15 protein-coding genes are annotated in these 15859 nt (G+C 73.2%); 9 read left to right on the top strand and 6 right to left on the bottom strand.

Annotated features, from left to right (window positions below; all coding sequences use genetic code 11):
* Positions 1–14: 14 nt before the first annotated feature.
* Genes CELGI_RS09750 through CELGI_RS09730 form a run of 5 tightly spaced genes read left to right on the top strand, consistent with a single transcriptional unit; the run spans position 15 to position 5950 of the window.
* Positions 15–1088, top strand: coding sequence for a copper transporter (locus tag CELGI_RS09750; RefSeq protein ID WP_013883955.1), 1074 nt, complete (start codon positions 15–17; stop codon positions 1086–1088).
* A complete protein-coding gene (locus CELGI_RS09745; protein WP_013883954.1) occupies positions 1085–1978 on the top strand; it encodes a hypothetical protein in 894 nt (297 codons plus the stop codon). Before CELGI_RS09750 ends, CELGI_RS09745 begins: the two co-directional genes overlap by 4 nt.
* Positions 1975–3663, top strand: a complete 1689-nt coding sequence (murJ, locus tag CELGI_RS09740) for a murein biosynthesis integral membrane protein MurJ (protein ID WP_013883953.1) — start codon at positions 1975–1977, stop codon at positions 3661–3663. Before CELGI_RS09745 ends, murJ begins: the two co-directional genes overlap by 4 nt.
* An 11-nt stretch (positions 3664–3674) precedes the next feature.
* On the top strand, positions 3675–5342 hold the full coding sequence (locus tag CELGI_RS09735; RefSeq protein ID WP_013883952.1) for a CTP synthase: 1668 nt from the start codon (positions 3675–3677) through the stop codon (positions 5340–5342).
* A 2-nt stretch (positions 5343–5344) separates the two neighbouring features.
* Positions 5345–5950: an NUDIX domain-containing protein gene (locus CELGI_RS09730; RefSeq protein WP_013883951.1), complete on the top strand. Its 606-nt coding sequence runs from the start codon at positions 5345–5347 to the stop codon at positions 5948–5950.
* A gap of 57 nt (positions 5951–6007) precedes the next feature.
* Here the strand turns inward: CELGI_RS09730 and CELGI_RS09725 are convergent, their stop codons facing one another.
* From CELGI_RS09725 to CELGI_RS09700, 6 genes are all read right to left on the bottom strand, one after another.
* Positions 6008–6820: an ABC transporter permease gene (locus tag CELGI_RS09725; RefSeq protein ID WP_013883950.1), complete on the bottom strand. Its 813-nt coding sequence runs from the start codon at positions 6818–6820 to the stop codon at positions 6008–6010.
* Positions 6820–7845: an ATP-binding cassette domain-containing protein gene (locus CELGI_RS09720; protein ID WP_013883949.1), complete on the bottom strand. Its 1026-nt coding sequence runs from the start codon at positions 7843–7845 to the stop codon at positions 6820–6822. The genes CELGI_RS09725 and CELGI_RS09720 overlap by 1 nt, the downstream gene beginning before the upstream one ends.
* Before the next feature lie 67 nt (positions 7846–7912).
* Positions 7913–8896 (bottom strand): COX15/CtaA family protein, encoded by a 984-nt coding sequence (locus CELGI_RS09715; protein ID WP_013883948.1) that lies wholly within the window; start codon positions 8894–8896, stop codon positions 7913–7915.
* A 92-nt stretch (positions 8897–8988) separates the two neighbouring features.
* Positions 8989–9774 carry an ABC transporter permease gene (locus CELGI_RS09710; protein WP_013883947.1) on the bottom strand — a complete coding sequence of 262 codons (786 nt, stop codon included), beginning with the start codon at positions 9772–9774 and terminating at the stop codon, positions 8989–8991.
* Positions 9771–10718, bottom strand: coding sequence for an ABC transporter ATP-binding protein (locus CELGI_RS09705; RefSeq protein WP_013883946.1), 948 nt, complete (start codon positions 10716–10718; stop codon positions 9771–9773). Before CELGI_RS09705 ends, CELGI_RS09710 begins: the two co-directional genes overlap by 4 nt.
* An 11-nt stretch (positions 10719–10729) precedes the next feature.
* A complete protein-coding gene (locus tag CELGI_RS09700) occupies positions 10730–11737 on the bottom strand; it encodes an IS481 family transposase (RefSeq protein WP_013882418.1) in 1008 nt (335 codons plus the stop codon).
* A 265-nt stretch (positions 11738–12002) separates the two neighbouring features.
* Here CELGI_RS09700 and CELGI_RS09695 point away from each other — a divergent pair, with 265 nt between their 5' ends.
* Genes CELGI_RS09695 through CELGI_RS09680 form a run of 4 tightly spaced genes read left to right on the top strand, consistent with a single transcriptional unit; the run spans position 12003 to position 15833 of the window.
* Positions 12003–12770 carry a helix-turn-helix transcriptional regulator gene (locus tag CELGI_RS09695; RefSeq protein WP_013883945.1) on the top strand — a complete coding sequence of 256 codons (768 nt, stop codon included), beginning with the start codon at positions 12003–12005 and terminating at the stop codon, positions 12768–12770.
* A complete protein-coding gene (gene sufB, locus CELGI_RS09690; RefSeq protein ID WP_013883944.1) occupies positions 12767–14206 on the top strand; it encodes a Fe-S cluster assembly protein SufB in 1440 nt (479 codons plus the stop codon). Before CELGI_RS09695 ends, sufB begins: the two co-directional genes overlap by 4 nt.
* Positions 14206–15504, top strand: a complete 1299-nt coding sequence (sufD, locus tag CELGI_RS09685; RefSeq protein ID WP_013883943.1) for a Fe-S cluster assembly protein SufD — start codon at positions 14206–14208, stop codon at positions 15502–15504. Before sufB ends, sufD begins: the two co-directional genes overlap by 1 nt.
* Entirely contained in the window at positions 15501–15833 is a 333-nt protein-coding gene (locus CELGI_RS09680) for a non-heme iron oxygenase ferredoxin subunit (protein WP_013883942.1), read from the top strand. Before sufD ends, CELGI_RS09680 begins: the two co-directional genes overlap by 4 nt.
* Positions 15834–15859 lie beyond the last annotated feature (26 nt).

Below are 15859 nucleotides of genomic sequence, written 5' to 3'. Positions count from 1 at the left end.
CGAAAGTTCGTGCAGTGATCGACTTCCGTTACCACCTCGTCTCCCTGATCTCCGTGTTCCTCGCGCTCGCGGTGGGCATCGCGCTCGGCGCCGGCCCGCTCAAGGAGACGATCGGCGACACGCTCACCGGCCAGGTCGAGCAGCTGCGCACCGAGAAGGACGAGCTGCGCGGCGAGCTGGACCGTACGAGCGGCGAGCTCCAGGAGGCGCGCGGCTTCATCGACGCGTCCGGGGAGCGGCTGCTGGCCGGTTCGCTGTCCGGCCGCCGCGTCGCGGTGCTCGCGCTCGGCGCGGTCGACGAGTCCGTCCGGACGGCCGTCGACGAGCGCCTCACGCAGTCGGGAGCCGAGGTCACGGCGCACGCGACGCTGACCGACGCGTGGTACGACCCGGACGTGCGGTCGTTCCGGAACCAGCTCGCGGGCCTGCTCGCGGAGAACCTCGACCCGGCCCCCGCGGCGGATGCCACGCTCGACGAGCGGCTCGCGCAGACCCTGGTGCAGGGCCTGGCCGGCGCGGACCCGGCCGCACCCGATGCGCTGAGCGCCGACGCGCAGAACATCCTCGCGATCCTCACGGGCGGCGACAACCCGCTCGTCTCGCTGCAGGAGGACGTCACGACGGGTGCGGACGCGCTCGTGGTCCTCGCTGTGCCGGTGAGCGAGTCCGCGCAGGAGGAGGCAGCCACGCCGTCCCCGGAGGCGGGCGCGGCGGTGCTCGAGGCGCAGCTCGCGGTCCTGTCGGCCGCCCAGCAGCTGTCCGAGGGTGCCGTGCTCGCGGACGGGCCTCGGGTCGAGGGCTCGCTCGTCCAGGCCGTCCTGGGCGACGACGCGCTCGCTGGCGCCCTCACGACCGTGTCCGACGTGCAGCTGGCGAGCGCTCAGATCACGGTCCCGCTCGCGCTCGCCGCACGGATCGGTGACGTCAACGGGCACTACGGTTCGGGCGACGGCGAGACGCTGGTCCCGGACGCGGTCGAGCTCACTCCCGTGGACCGCACGCCCGTGGTGGTCGAGGAGCAGGACGACACCTCGGGCGACGAGGGCGACGCGCCGGACCCCGACTCCACGACGGGGACCCAGGGGTGAGCGCGGCGCGCCGACTGGTCGCCGCGCTGCTGGGGCGCACGGCGACCACGCTGACGCGTGCCGCGCTCGAGGAGAGTGCTCCCGGCGGGCAGGAGCGATGGCTGCGCACCAACCACCGCGGTGAGCCCGTGAGCATGCTCGAGGGGCCCGCGGTCGCGGCCGGTGTTCTCGCCGGGGCTGTGACGTGCGCGCCCGACGCACGGGCCGCCGCCGCACTCGCGCTCGCGACGGGCGCCGGGGCCGCGTTCGGCATCGTCGACGACCTCGGCGAGGACCTCGAGGACCGCCGCAAGGGTCTGCGGGGCCATCTGGGCGCGCTCGCGCACGGCAAGGTCACCACGGGCGGGCTCAAGGTCCTCGGCATCGGCGCCGGCGCGGTCCTCGCCGCGGCGGTGGCCACACCGGTCACGCATCCGGACGGTCGGCGCCGTGGCGCGGCCGGCTGGTCGGCGGACGTCCTGGCGTCGGGCGCGCTGATCGCGGCGAGCGCGAACCTGGTCAACCTGCTGGACCTGCGCCCCGGGCGTGCGCTCAAGGCGACCGTGCTCGTGACGGCGCCGATCGCGCTGCTGCCCGGACGCGGCGGCGTCGCGGCGGGCGCGGTCGTCGGCGCCGCGTCCGCGGCGGCCGACCAGGACCTGGCCGAGACCGACATGCTGGGCGACGGCGGCGCCAACGCGCTGGGTGCCGCGCTGGGCGCGGCGCTGGTCCTGTCCGGCTCGCGCGCGGTCCGCCTGGCGGCGCTGGCCGCGGCGGTGGGCCTGACGGTGGCGAGCGAGAAGGTGAGCTTCACGTCCGTGATCGAGGCGACCCCCGTCCTGCGGGACATCGACCGCTGGGGCCGTCGACCCGTGCACACCCCGGTGCGGCCGCCGGCGACGGACGGGTGAGCCCCGCCGCCCGCCGCGCGCTCGGCGGGCTGGCCGGCGCCGCGGCGATGATCGCCGCGGTCACGGTGCTGTCCCGGGTGCTCGGCTTCGGGCGGTGGCTCCTGCAGGCGTCCGAGGTGGGTCCGGGACCGATCGGCGACGCGTACAACTGGGCGAACATCATGCCCAACGTGCTGTTCGAGGTCGCCGCCGGGGGTGCGCTCGCGGGCGCCCTGATCCCGCTGCTGGCGGGTCCGATCGCACGCGGCGACGCACGCGAGGTCGAGCGCACCGCCTCGGGCGCACTCGGCTGGACCCTGCTGGTCCTGGGGCCGCTGGCCGCGCTGCTCGCGGCCGTCTCGGGACCGTTCGCGCACGCGCTCGCGAGCACGCCCGAGCAGGCACGGGTCGTGCAGTACTTCGTCGTGGTGTTCGCCGTCCAGGTGCCGATGTACGGCGTCGCGGTGCTGCTGTACGCGGTCCTCCAGGCGCACAAGCGGTTCTTCTGGCCCGCGTTCGCGCCCGTGCTGTCCTCGGTCGTGGTCATGGCGACCTACCTGGTCTACGGCGCGCTCTCGCACGGTGAGCGGGCCCATCCGGACGGTCTGGGCGCGGGAGCGCTCGAGGTCCTGGCGTGGGGCACCACCGCGGGCGTCGCCGCGATGTGCCTGCCGATGCTGGTGCCGGTGCACCGGCTGGGGGTGCGGCTGCGCCCCACGCTGCGCTTCCCCCCGGGCGTCGCGCGACGGCTGCGCACGCTCGCGCTCGCGGGAGTCGGTTCGGTCGCGGCCCAGCAGCTCACGATGCTCGTCGTGATGGCAGCGTCCTCGTGGCGGACCTTCGCCGACGACGGCACGTTCACGCGATTCCTGTACACGCAGCAGGTCTACCTCCTGCCGTACGCGGTGCTCGTGGTGCCGCTCGCGACATCGACGTTCCCGCGGCTCGCGGCACGTGCGGCGAGCCGCGACGTCGCCGGCTTCGCCCGCATGGCGGCGGCGACGACGCGGGGTGTGCTCGTGGCGGCGGGGGCGGGCGCGGCGGTCGTGGTCGCGGCCGCGTCCGCGGTCGGCACCGTGTTCGCGGTGATCGCGCACGACGCGCCCCTGGCCCGGCAGATGGGCCTCACGCTCACGTGGATGATGCCCGGGCTCGCGGGCTTCGCGGTCCTGTTCCACGGGTCGCGTGCGCTGTACGCGCTCGAGCGCGGGCGCAGCGCGGTGCTCGCGAACGTCCTGGGCTGGGGCGTGATGGCGTGCGCGGTGGTGGTGCTGGTCCGAGCCCGCGTCCCCGGCGACGCCGCGGTGGTCGCGATCGGCGCGGCGAGCAGCCTCGGGATGGTGACCGGCGGTGCTGCCGCGCTCGTGCTGCTGCGCCGCGCGGCCGGGCGGGGGAGCCTGACCGGGCTCGCGCGCACGGCGGCGGTGCTGGTGTCCGGCGGGTCCGCCGGGGCGCTCGCGGGCCGCTGGGTGGCCGACGCCGCGCAGGACGTGGCCGGACCCGGTGTGCTGTCGGCCCTCGGCGCGGGTGCCGGCGGCGCCGTCGTCGCGCTCGTGGTGGTGGCGCTCGCGGTCGCGACGCTCGACCGGCAGACGGTCCTCGCGGTGCTGCGCGTCGAGCGCGAGCCGGTGCCGCACGCTCCCACGGACGACGAGGTGTCCCGACTCACCCCCGGATCGGACCGCGGACGTCCGGACGTCGGGTAGCCTGGAATCCCGTGACAGAGCGCGCGCACCGACTCCCCGGGCGGTCGGACCACCTGACCCGGCACATCTTCGTCACCGGGGGGGTTGCATCCTCTCTCGGCAAGGGCCTGACGGCGAGCAGCCTCGGCCGGCTCCTTCGCTCCCGTGGCCTGCGGGTCACGATGCAGAAGCTCGATCCGTACATCAACGTCGATCCCGGGACGATGAACCCGTTCCAGCACGGCGAGGTGTTCGTCACCGACGACGGGGCTGAGACCGACCTCGACGTCGGCCACTACGAGCGGTTCCTCGACGTGAACCTCGTGGGCTCGGCCAACGTGACGACCGGTCAGGTCTACTCGCAGGTCATCGCGAAGGAGCGCCGGGGCGAGTACCTGGGGGATACCGTCCAGGTCATCCCGCACATCACGGACGAGATCAAGTCCCGCATGCGGTCGCAGGCCTCCGACGAGGTCGACGTGATCATCACGGAGATCGGCGGGACCGTCGGCGACATCGAGTCGCTGCCGTTCCTCGAGGCCGCCCGTCAGGTGCGGCACGACCTGGGCCGCGACAACGTCTTCTTCCTGCACGTCTCGCTGCTGCCGTACATCGGCCCGTCGGGCGAGCTCAAGACCAAGCCGACGCAGCACTCGGTCGCCGCGCTGCGGAACATCGGCATCCAGCCGGACGCGATCGTGCTGCGTGCCGACCGCGACGTGCCGGACAGCATCAAGCGCAAGATCGCGCTGTTCTGCGACGTCGACGTCGAGGGTGTGGTCACGGCGAAGGACGCGCCGAGCATCTACGACATCCCGCGTGTGCTGCACGCCGAGGGCCTCGACGCCTACGCCGTGCAGCGACTGGGACTGCCGTTCCGGGACGTCGACTGGAGCGGGTGGGACGAGCTGCTCGAGCGCGTCCACCAGCCCGCGCACCGCGTGGAGATCGCGCTCGTCGGCAAGTACATCGACCTGCCCGACGCGTACCTCTCGGTGACCGAGGCGCTGCGTGCGGGTGGCTTCCACCACGATGCGAAGGTCGTGATCCGGTGGGTCACGTCCGACGACTGCCAGACGCCCGACGGCGCGCGCTCCGCGCTCGAGGGTGTCGACGCGGTGCTCGTGCCCGGTGGCTTCGGTGTCCGCGGCATCGAGGGCAAGCTCGGCGCGCTGCGCTGGGCCCGCGAGAACCTGGTGCCGACGCTCGGCATCTGCCTGGGCCTGCAGTGCATGGTGATCGAGTACGCGCGCACGGTGCTGGGCCTCGAGGGTGCGTCTTCCTCGGAGTTCGACGACAACCCCGCGCACCCGGTGATCGCCACCATGGCCGAGCAGCGGGCGATCGTGGGCGGCGCCGGGGACCTGGGCGGCACCATGCGGCTGGGCGCGTACGACGCGCTGCTGACGCCGGGTTCCGTGGTCGCCGAGGCGTACGGGGCCACGCGCATCAGCGAGCGGCACCGCCACCGGTACGAGGTCAACAACTCCTACCGCGAGCAGCTCGAGGGCGCCGGCCTGGTGATCTCGGGCGTCTCGCCCGACACCTCGCTGGTCGAGTTCGTCGAGCTGCCGCGCGACGTGCACCCTTACTACGTGTCGACGCAGGCGCACCCGGAGTTCAAGTCCCGTCCGAACCGCGCGCACCCGCTGTTCGCGGGGCTCGTGGGTGCCGCGCTCGCGCGGCAGGACGAGGGCTGAGCGTGCCCCCGGCCGACCCGCGGGACGTCGCGACGTCCCGTGACGTGCTCGAGCACGAGGTCGTCTACCGCGGCCGCGTGTGGGACCTCGCGCGTGACGTGGTCGATCTCGGCGACACCCAGGTGGTGCGTGAGTACGTGGCGCACACCGGCGCGGTCGCGGTGATCGCGCTCGACGACGAGGACCGGGTGCTGCTGCTCTCGCAGTACCGCCACCCGGCGCGGCACGTGCTGTGGGAGCCCCCCGCGGGGCTCCTGGACGTCGCGGGGGAGCCGGCCGTCCTGGCCGCGGCCCGCGAGCTCGCCGAGGAGGCGGACCTGGTGGCCGGCCGGTGGTGGCGGCTCGTCGAGTTCTTCACGACACCCGGGGGATCGTCCGAGCACATCACGGTGTTCCTGGCGCGGGATCTCACGCCGGTCCCCGAGGCCGAGCGGTTCGCCCGCACGGACGAGGAGGCCGCGATGGTGCCGGTGTGGGTGCCGCTCGACGAGGCGGTCGCGGGCGTGCTGGGTGACCGGTTCGCGAGCCCGACCACGACGATCGGCGTCCTGGCGGCCGCCGCGGCCCGCGCACGGGGCTGGTCCACGCTCGAGCAGGTCGCGCTGTAGTCCGAGGTGAACGATGGCGAAGGGCCGGTGCCGTGGCACCGGCCCTTCGCGTCGCGGTCAGCGGCTCGTGCTGCGGCGGTACTGCGCGTTCGCGATCGGGATGAAGACCAGCAGGATCAGCACGGCCCAGATCGCGGTGTAGAGCTCGGCGTTCTGCAGCGGCCACGAGGTCGGCTCCGGCACCTGCGGCGGGATGTTCCCGAACAGCTCACGCGACGCCTGGGTGACGGCCGAGACCGGGTTCCACTCGGCGAACGTCTGCAGCACCTTGGGCAGCGACTCGAGCGGGACGAACGTGTTCGCCACGAACGTGAGCGGGAAGATCACGATGAACGTGGCGTTGTTGAACACCTCGACGCTCGGCACGAGCATGCCCAGCCACGCCATCATCCAGGAGATCGCGTAGGCGAACACGATGAGCAGCGTGAAGCCGAGCACCGCCTCGCCGAACGAGCTGTGGATGCTCCAGCCCACCAGCAGACCGGTCAGGGACATCACGACCAGCACGATGACGTTGTTGACGACGTCGGACAGCGTGCGGCCGGTCAGGACGGCCGACGGTGCCATCGGCAGGGACCGGAACCGGTCGATGATGCCCTTCTTGATGTCCTCCGCGAGTCCGGCGCCGGTGATCGTCGCGCCGAAGATCACGGTCTGGGCGAAGATCCCTGCCATGAGGAACTCGCGGTAGGCGTCCGGGTCGGCGCCGCCCGGCACCTGGATCGCACCGCCGAACACGTACGCGAACAGCAGCACGAACATGATCGGCGAGAGCGTCGTGAAGACCAGCAGGTCCGGGACGCGCTTGATCTTGATGATGTTGCGCCGCGCGACGACGTGCGCGTCGCTGAGCACCGTGGGCATGGGCATCAGGCCGCTCCGTTCGTCGGGGCCGCGTCGTCCGCCGGGCGGCCAGTGAGCGTGAGGAAGACGTCGTCGAGCGTGGGTCTGCGCAGGCCCACGTCGTCGAGCGCGATGCCCGCGTCGTCGAGCAGGCGGAGCCCGTCGGTGAGCGTGCCGACCCCGCCGGTGACGGGCATGAGCAGCGAGCGCCGAGCGGCGTCCACCGTCGCGTGGCCGACCCCCAGCGGCTCGAGCAGCGTGCGGGCCTGCTCGAGCGTGCTGCCGTCCGCGACCGTGAGCTCGAGGCGCTCGCCGCCGACCTGGAGCTTGAGCTGGTCCGCGGTGCCCTGCGCGATGACCTTGCCGTGGTCGATCACGACGATCTCGTCCGCGAGCACGTCGGCCTCCTCGAGGTACTGCGTCGTCAGCAGCAGCGTGGTGCCGTTCGCGACCAGCGTCTGGATGACCGCCCACATGTCGGCCCGGCCGCGCGGGTCGAGGCCCGTGGTCGGCTCGTCGAGGAAGATCACCGGCGGCCGTGCGACGAGAGCGCCCGCCAGGTCGAGCCGCCGACGCATGCCGCCGGAGTACGTGCGGGACGGACGGTCGGCCGCGTCCTCGAGCCGGAACTGCGCGAGCAGCTCGCGCGCCCGCTCACGCGCGCGCACCTTGCCCAGGTGGTAGAGCCGCCCGATCATCTCGAGGTTCTCGAAGCCCGTGAGGTACTCGTCGACCGCGGCGTACTGGCCCGACAGCCCGATCCTGCGCCGCACGGCGCGCGGGTCCCGCAGCACGTCGATCCCCGAGACGTGCGCGGTGCCCTCGTCGGGCCGCAGGAGAGTGGTGAGGATGCGGACGACGGTCGTCTTGCCGGCGCCGTTGGGCCCGAGCAGGCCCAGCACGGTCCCCGACGTGACGGTGAGGTCGACTCCCGCGAGCGCGGTGACGTCCTTGTAGCGCTTGACCAGGCCTCGCGCGACGACGGCCGGGGGGCCGTCCTGCGGGGGTGCCTGCGCGCCGGCGCGGTGCTGGTGCGGGTGCTCGTCGGTCATGCCGCGACTCTAGATGTGACCTCCGACACACGGGCAAGGAGTTTCCGACGGCCGAGGCACGGCGGGATCAGGCGATGCGCTCCCGGGTGCCGAGCCAGACCCGCATGGTGCCCGCCGTGAGCAGCGCCGCGCCGATCAGGTGCAGGTTGACCAGCGCGATCGGCAGGCCGGTCGCGGTCTGCACGTACCCGATGGCCCCCTGGAGCGCACCCAGCGCCAGCAGCGTCCACGCGGCGCGACGCAGCGCGGGCGTCCCCGCGGCGCCGCGCACGCGCCACAGCACGGCGAGCAGCACCGCGGTGAACGCCCACACGGACGCCGCGTGGATCATCGCCATGAGCATCGGGTCGACCGCGAGCCGGTAGCCCACCTCGTCGTCGCCCGAGTGCGGGCCCGCACCGGTGGTCAGGGTGCCCAGCACGAGCACCACGACGAGCAGCGCGACGAGCACGTGCGCGGCGACGCGTGTGACGGGGTCGACGACCACGCGCGGCGGGCCGTCACCCTCGGTCGAACGGTGCAGCAGCACGAGCGACAGCGCGACCAGCACCATCGACACCAGGAAGTGGAACGAGACGAGGATCGGCGGGAGCTCGAGGCGCACGAGCACGCCGCCGATCACGGCCTGGGCCGCGACGCCGGCGAGCGGGACCCAGCCCAGCCGGCGGTAGGCCGTGCTGCGCGTCCGGTCCGGCCACACGACGACCGCGACCGCGACCGCCGCGGCAGCCAGCACGAACGTCATGAGCCGGTTCCCGAACTCGACGAACGGGTGGTACGTCATCGCGTCGTGCAGGCGCGGCACGAACGTGCCCGGCTCGCACTGCGGCCAGGTCGAGCAGCCGAGCCCCGAGCCCGTGAGGCGCACGGCGCCGCCCGTCCCGACGATCGCGACCTGCGTGATCAGGTTCACCACCAGCACGCCTCGCGCGTGGCCTCTCAACCAGCCGCTCACGCGCCGCCACAGCCCGACCAGCGCGTCCCGTGCGCGCGCCGCCGGCGAGCGGGGTCCGGAGGGTGCGGCGGGCGGGGCGGCGTGCGGCGCGGTCACGGCGCCCAGCCTAGGCGGCGACCCGTCCCTCGTCGGCCGTCACGGGTGTGACCTCTGTCCGCGGCGACGGGCCGGCGCACGCGTCGTCGACCTCAGTGCCAGCGGAACAGCCGCGTCGCGCCCCAGCCCAGCGCGGCGGTCCAGCCGACCAGCACGACGACCGACCACGCGGGCATCGCGCCGTGCTGGAACGCACCGCGCATCGCCTCGCCCAGCGCGCCCGAGGGCAGCAGCACCGCGACGTGCTGCAGCGCGCCGGGCAGCCGGTCGGCGGGCACGACGACGCCCCCCGCGAGAGCCAGGAGCAGCAGGGCCAGGTTGGCGACCGCGAGCACGGCCTCGGCGCGCAGCGTCCCGGCGACCAGCAGCGCGAGCGACGTGAACGCCGCGGTGCCGAGCGCGACGGCCAGGAGCGCGAGCCCGACGCCCGCGGCGTCGGGACGCCAGCCGAGCGCGACCGCGGTCAGGCCGATGACGAGCACCTGCACGACCTCCACCACCAGCACGCCCAGCACCTTGCCGGCGATCAGCCCCCCGCGGCCGAGCGGCGTGGTGGACAGCAGCCGCAGCACGCCGTTGCGCCGGTCGAACGCCGAGGCGATCGCCTGCGACGTGAACGACGAGGTCATCACGGCCAGCGCGAGCACACCGGGCGCGAAGAAGTCGATGCGTCGCAGCCCGCCGGTGTCCACGTCGAGCGACTCGACCTGGACCAGCGCGATCAGCGCGAGCACGGGGACGACGACCGTCACGAGCAGCTGCTCGCCGTTGCGGAGGATCGCGCGCGCCTCGAACGCGGTCTGCGCGGCGATGCGTCGCGCCGTGGGTGCGGCGCCGGCGTGCGTGCCCACCGCCGGGCGGTCCGCACCGGTCGTCATCGCAGCTCCCGTCCGGTGAGGTCGAGGAAGACGTCCTCGAGCGTGCGCCGGCCGACCGTGACGCGCGTCGCCAGCACGTCCTGCGCGGCCAGCCAGGCGGTGAGCGCGGCCACGGTCGCGGGGCCGACCGCACCGACGACGGTGTAGGAGCCGGGCGTCACCTCGGCGACCACGGGTCGCGGCCCTCCCGCCGGCGTGACCGCGTCGGCGAGCGCGGCGACGTCGAGCGCGGGCGGTGCGTCCAGCCGCAGCGTGCGGTCCTGCGCGGACGCGACCAGCTCACGCACCGAGCCCTGCGCGATCACGTGCCCGTGGTCGACGACGACCACGTGGTCGGCCAGGTCCTCGGCCTCGTCCATCAGGTGCGTGGTGAGCACCACCGCGACGCCCTCGTCGCGCAGCTCGCGCACGAGCTCCCAGACCGCGTGGCGCGACTGCGGGTCCATCCCTGCGCTCGGCTCGTCGAGGAACGCGACCTGCGGCCGTCCGACGACCGCCGCGGCCAGCGCGAGCCGTTGCCGCTGGCCGCCCGAGAGCCGCCGCACCGTGGTCCGCGCGAACGAGGCGAGGCCGAGCCGGTCCGTGAGCTCGGCCAACGGCCGGGGGTCGGCGTACATGCGCGCGACGTGCTCGAGCATCTGCGCCGCGGGCACGCCGGTGGGCAGGCCGCCGTCCTGCAGCATGACGCCCACGCGGGGACGCAGCTCGCGTGCGTCGGTCCACGGGTCCAGCCCGAGCACGCGGACACGCCCCGCATCGGGTCGGCGCAGCCCTTCGGCGCACTCGATGGTCGTGGTCTTGCCGGCGCCGTTGGGGCCGAGCACGGCGGTCACCTGCCCGGGGCGGGCGGCCAGGTCGAGGCCGTCGACGACGGCGCGGTCGTCGTAGCGCTTGACGAGACCCGCGATCTCGACGGCGTGCTCGACGACGGGGGAGGCGGGCACGGACGACGAGTCTAGGTGTTCCGGCTCATGAGGTTGGTGACGCCTGCGTGGAGGCGTGAGGCCGGGGGCTGGTTGCCGGCGGCGGTGTGGCAGCGATGGTAGTTGTAGTGGACGTTCCAGATCTTGATCGCTGCGGCCCGCTCGGCCTCGGAGGTCCAGATGCGGGCGTAGAGGAGTTCCTCGGCCAGGATCCGGTTGTATCTCTCGACCTTGCCGTTGTGCCGGGGAGTGTGCGGACGGATCCGCTGGTGACGCGAGGCGAACGCGGTCACCGTCCGGGTGAACGCCTTGGCGGTGTAGTTCGCGCCGTTGTCGGTGACCACCCGGACCAGCCGGTTGATGCCGTGGGCGGCGAAGAACGCCCGTGCCCGGCAGAAGAACCCGATCGTGGTCGCTGCCTTCTCGTCGGGCAGGTGCTCGGTGTAGGCCAGTCGGGAGAAGCCGTCGACGGCGGAGTGCAGGTAGACGTAGCCGGCGCGGGCGCCCTTGGTCTTGGCCCGCTGGGCGGCCTTGTCCGCCGCTGAGCCGCGCCCGTGAGCGCGCCAGCCGCCGCCATCGGGGATGCGCCCGACCTTCTTGACGTCCAGATGGACCATGTGACCGGGGTAGCGGGCGGTGATGCGGCCCGCGGTGCGGTTCATCGACCCGTCGGGGTCGATGTCGCGGCGCCGGCTGATGCCCAGGCGGACCAGCCACCGCCCGACGGTCGCGACCGAGACCTGGTGCCCGCGGCGGACCAGCTCGAGGTGGATCGCCCGGGCCGACCACTTGTGCTCCCGGCGCCACGTCTCGATCAACGCGACCAGGTCGGGCTCGAGCTGGGTCGGGGACGCGTGAGGGACACTCGCCCGGTCGGCCAGCCCGACCTCGCCCAACTCGTCGAACCGGGCCTTCCACTTCGACAGGCACTGCCGAGAGATGCCCGCCTCGGCAGCGACGTGAGCGATCGGTCGGTGGGCGCAGCGGCGCACGAGCCGCAGCCGCCCTTCGGGGGTGAACGGGGCGTTAGCGTGGCTCATCGAGGGGTAGGTCCTTCGCGCAGCAGTTGGTTGGTCGCACTTCCATCCTGCCGCCGGGGCCTACCCCTCCCTCACACCCCCAGCCGCGTCACCAACCTCATGAGCCACAACATCTAGGTGCCCCTCCCCGGTGAGCGACGTCACGCCGACGGATGCCGCGCGAAGGCAAGCCTTCCTTGCGCGGAACGAATTCGGCAACAACCATGTTGCCGATATACGAGTGCCCCGGTGGTCGCCGGGGCCGTCGCCGGTTCCGGGAGGTGGGATGAGCGGGATGCTGCCCGTCACGCCGCTCGCGCCCGACGCCACGGCGGACTCGTCGCACGACGCGGGCACGCGTCAGCGTGTGCTGCAGATCGTGGCCGGACAGGGCCCGATCAGCGCGGCCGACCTGGCCACGCGTCTCGACCTGACGCCCGCCGCGATCCGTCGTCACCTCGGCGTGCTGGAGAGCACCGACCAGATCGCGGTGCACGACGGCGCCGAGGTCGGCCCCGTGCGCCGCGGCCGGCCCGCGCGCCGCTACGTGGTGACCACCAACGGGCAGTCCGCGCTCTCGCACCGCTATGCGGAGATCGCCGCGCAGGCGCTGCGCTACCTGGCCGACACCGCGGGGGCCGACGCGGTCGCCGGGTTCGCCGAGCAGCGCGTGGCCGAGCTCGAGCAGCGGCTCGCGGCACGTCTGCGCGACGTCGCCGAGGACGACGTCGCGGCCCGGACCGAGGCGCTCGCGCGTGCGCTCTCGGAGGACGGCTACGCGGCCTCGGCCCGCCCCGTGCCCGGGACGCACGCCGTGCAGCTGTGCCAGGGCCACTGCCCGGTGCAGGACGTCGCGCACGAGTTCCCGCAGCTGTGCGACGCCGAGGCGCGCGCGTTCTCGCGCCTGCTCGGCGTCCACGTGCAGCGCCTGGCCACGCTCGCGCGCGGGGGCCACGTGTGCACCACGAACATCCCGGTCGCCCGCACCCGAGGTCACCGCACACCCACGACGACGAACCCCCCTGTGCTCGCCCCGGAAGGAACGATCGCATGAGTGCACCCACGCAGGACCCGGCACAGCCGATGACGCAGGACGAGGCGATCGCCTCGATCGGCAGCTACAACTACGGCTGGCACGACACGGACACCGCGGGCGCCACGGCACGGCGCGGCCTGTCCGAGGACGTCGTCCGCGAGATCTCGCGGCTCAAGAACGAACCCGAGTGGATGCTCAAGACGCGGCTCAAGTCGCTGCGCATGTTCGACAAGAAGCCCATGCCCTGGTGGGGCGCGGACCTGTCGGGCATCGACTTCGACAACATCAAGTACTTCGTGCGGTCCACCGAGAAGCAGGCGGCCAGCTGGGACGACCTGCCCGAGGACATCAAGAACACGTACGACCGTCTGGGCATCCCCGAGGCGGAGAAGCAGCGCCTCGTGGCCGGCGTCGCCGCGCAGTACGAGTCCGAGGTGGTCTACCACCAGATCCAGGAGTCGCTCGAGGAGCAGGGCGTCATCTTCCTGGACACCGACACGGGCCTGCGCGAGCACCCCGAGATCTTCGAGCAGTACTTCGGCTCGGTCATCCCGCCGGGCGACAACAAGTTCGCGTCGCTCAACACCGCGGTCTGGTCCGGCGGGTCGTTCGTCTACGTGCCGCCGGGCGTGCACGTCGAGATCCCGCTGCAGGCCTACTTCCGCATCAACACCGAGAACATGGGCCAGTTCGAGCGCACGCTGATCATCGCCGACGAGGGCTCGTACGTGCACTACGTCGAGGGCTGCACCGCGCCCGTGTACTCGTCGGACTCGCTGCACTCCGCGGTCGTCGAGATCATCGTCAAGAAGAACGCGCGGGTCCGGTACACGACCATCCAGAACTGGTCGAACAACGTGTACAACCTCGTCACCAAGCGGGCGACCGCGGCCGAGGGCGCGACCATGGAGTGGGTCGACGGCAACATCGGCTCCAAGGTCACCATGAAGTACCCCGCGATCTACCTCATGGGTGAGCACGCCCGCGGCGAGACGCTCTCGATCGCGTTCGCGGGCGAGGGCCAGCACCAGGACGCGGGCTCGAAGATGGTGCACGCGGCGCCCCACACGTCGTCGTCGATCGTCTCGAAGTCGGTCGCGCGCGGTGGTGGGCGGACGTCCTACCGCGGCCTGGTGCAGATCCTCGAGGGTGCGGCGCACTCCGCGAGCAACGTGCTGTGCGACGCGCTGCTCGTCGACCAGATCTCCCGCTCCGACACCTACCCGTACGTCGACGTCCGCGAGGACGACGTGTCGATGGGGCACGAGGCCACGGTCTCGCGCGTGAGCGAGGACCAGCTGTTCTACCTCATGTCCCGAGGCATGCCGGAGACCGAGGCCATGGCCATGATCGTGCGCGGGTTCGTCGAGCCCATCGCGCGCGAGCTGCCCATGGAGTACGCCCTCGAGCTGAACCGCCTCATCGAGCTGCAGATGGAAGGGGCCGTCGGCTGATGACGACCACCACGAACGAGTCGGGGCTGTCCACCGACCACTCGCGCGCCACCGCGGACGGCGCGCACACGCACAGCGTCCGGCCGCCCGCCGCGGTGCCCGAGGCCTCGCGCGCCGAGCGCCGCACGTCCTTCGACGTCGCGGACTTCCCCGTCCCCACGGGACGCGAGGAGGAGTGGCGGTTCGCGCCCGTCGCGCGTCTGGCCCCGCTGTTCGCCGCGGGGACGGACGGCGTGCTGGACGGGCACGGCGTGCTCACGACCGTCGTCGAGTCGCCCGAGGTCTCGGTCGAGATCGTCGACCGCGGTGACGCGCGCCTGGGCGTCGTCGGCAAGCCCGGCGACCGCACCGCCGCAGTCGCGTGGGCGTCCGCGCCGCGCGCGACGCTCGTCACGCTGCCGCGCGAGTCGGTGTCCTCCAAGGTCACCTCCGTGCGCGTCGAGGGCGTCGAGGGTGCGGGCACCGCCGGGGCGCCGCTCGAGCCGAGCGCGGCCCACCTGGTGATCCGGGCCGAGGCCATGGCGCAGGGCACGGTCGTGATCGACCACGTCGGGCACGCCGCGCTCACCGAGACGGTCGAGATCGTGGCCGAGGACGGTGCGCACCTGACGGTCGTCTCCGTGCACGACTGGGCCGACGGCTCGGTGCACGCGGCGTCGCACCGGCTCAAGGTCGGCCGCGACGCGACGGTCAAGCACATCGTCGTGACGCTCGGCGGCGACGTCGTCCGCGTGACGCCCGACGCCGAGTTCGCGGGCGAGGGCGGTTCGGTCACCATGCTCGGGCTGTACTTCGCGGACGCGGAGCAGCACCAGGAGCACCGGCTGTTCGTGGACCACGCGGTCCCGAGCTGCGTGAGCCGGGTGACGTACAAGGGCGCGCTCCAGGGCGCGGGCGCGCACACGGTGTGGGTGGGCGACGTGCTGATCCGCGCGGCGGCCGAGGGCACCGACACGTACGAGCTCAACCGCAACCTGGTGCTCACCGACGGTGCGCGCGCCGACTCGGTGCCGAACCTGGAGATCGAGACCGGGCTCATCGAGGGTGCGGGCCACGCGTCCGCGACGGGTCGCTTCGACGACGAGCAGCTGTTCTACCTGCGCGCGCGCGGCATCCCCGAGCCCGACGCACGCCGGCTCGTGGTGCGCGGCTTCTTCGCCGAGCTCGTGCACGAGATCGGCGTGCCGGAGGTCGAGGAGCGGCTCATCGCGGCCATCGAGTCCGAGCTCGAGGGTGCGATGTCGGTGCTCGACCAGGCCCCGGGTGCCGGCACCACGCCCGCCGGGACGAGCGCATGACCGCACAGCTCGCCTGCTACGCCTCGGACGTCCCGACGGGCGGCACGCTGCGCGTCGAGCTCGAGGCCGAGACGGGCACCGTCGAGGTCGCGCTGGTGCGCGACGACGACGGCGAGCTGCACGCGATCAGCGACATCTGCTCGCACGGCGCCGTCTCGCTGTCCGACGGCGAGGTCGAGGGCTGCACGATCGAGTGCTGGCTGCACGGGTCGCGGTTCGACCTGCGCAGCGGCAAGCCGCTCGGCCCGCCGGCCGTCACCCCGGTCCCCGTCTACCCGGTCACGCTGGACGGCGAGCGCGTGCTCGTCGACGTCGACCGGACCCTCTAGACCCCCCTGACTAGGAGCAACCCCGC

The sequence above is a fragment of the Cellulomonas gilvus ATCC 13127 genome (assembly GCF_000218545.1).
Lineage (GTDB): Bacteria > Actinomycetota > Actinomycetes > Actinomycetales > Cellulomonadaceae > Cellulomonas > Cellulomonas gilvus.
The sequence above is the reverse complement of the archived record's forward strand: the minus strand, read 5'-3'. Positions and strand labels throughout refer to the sequence as shown.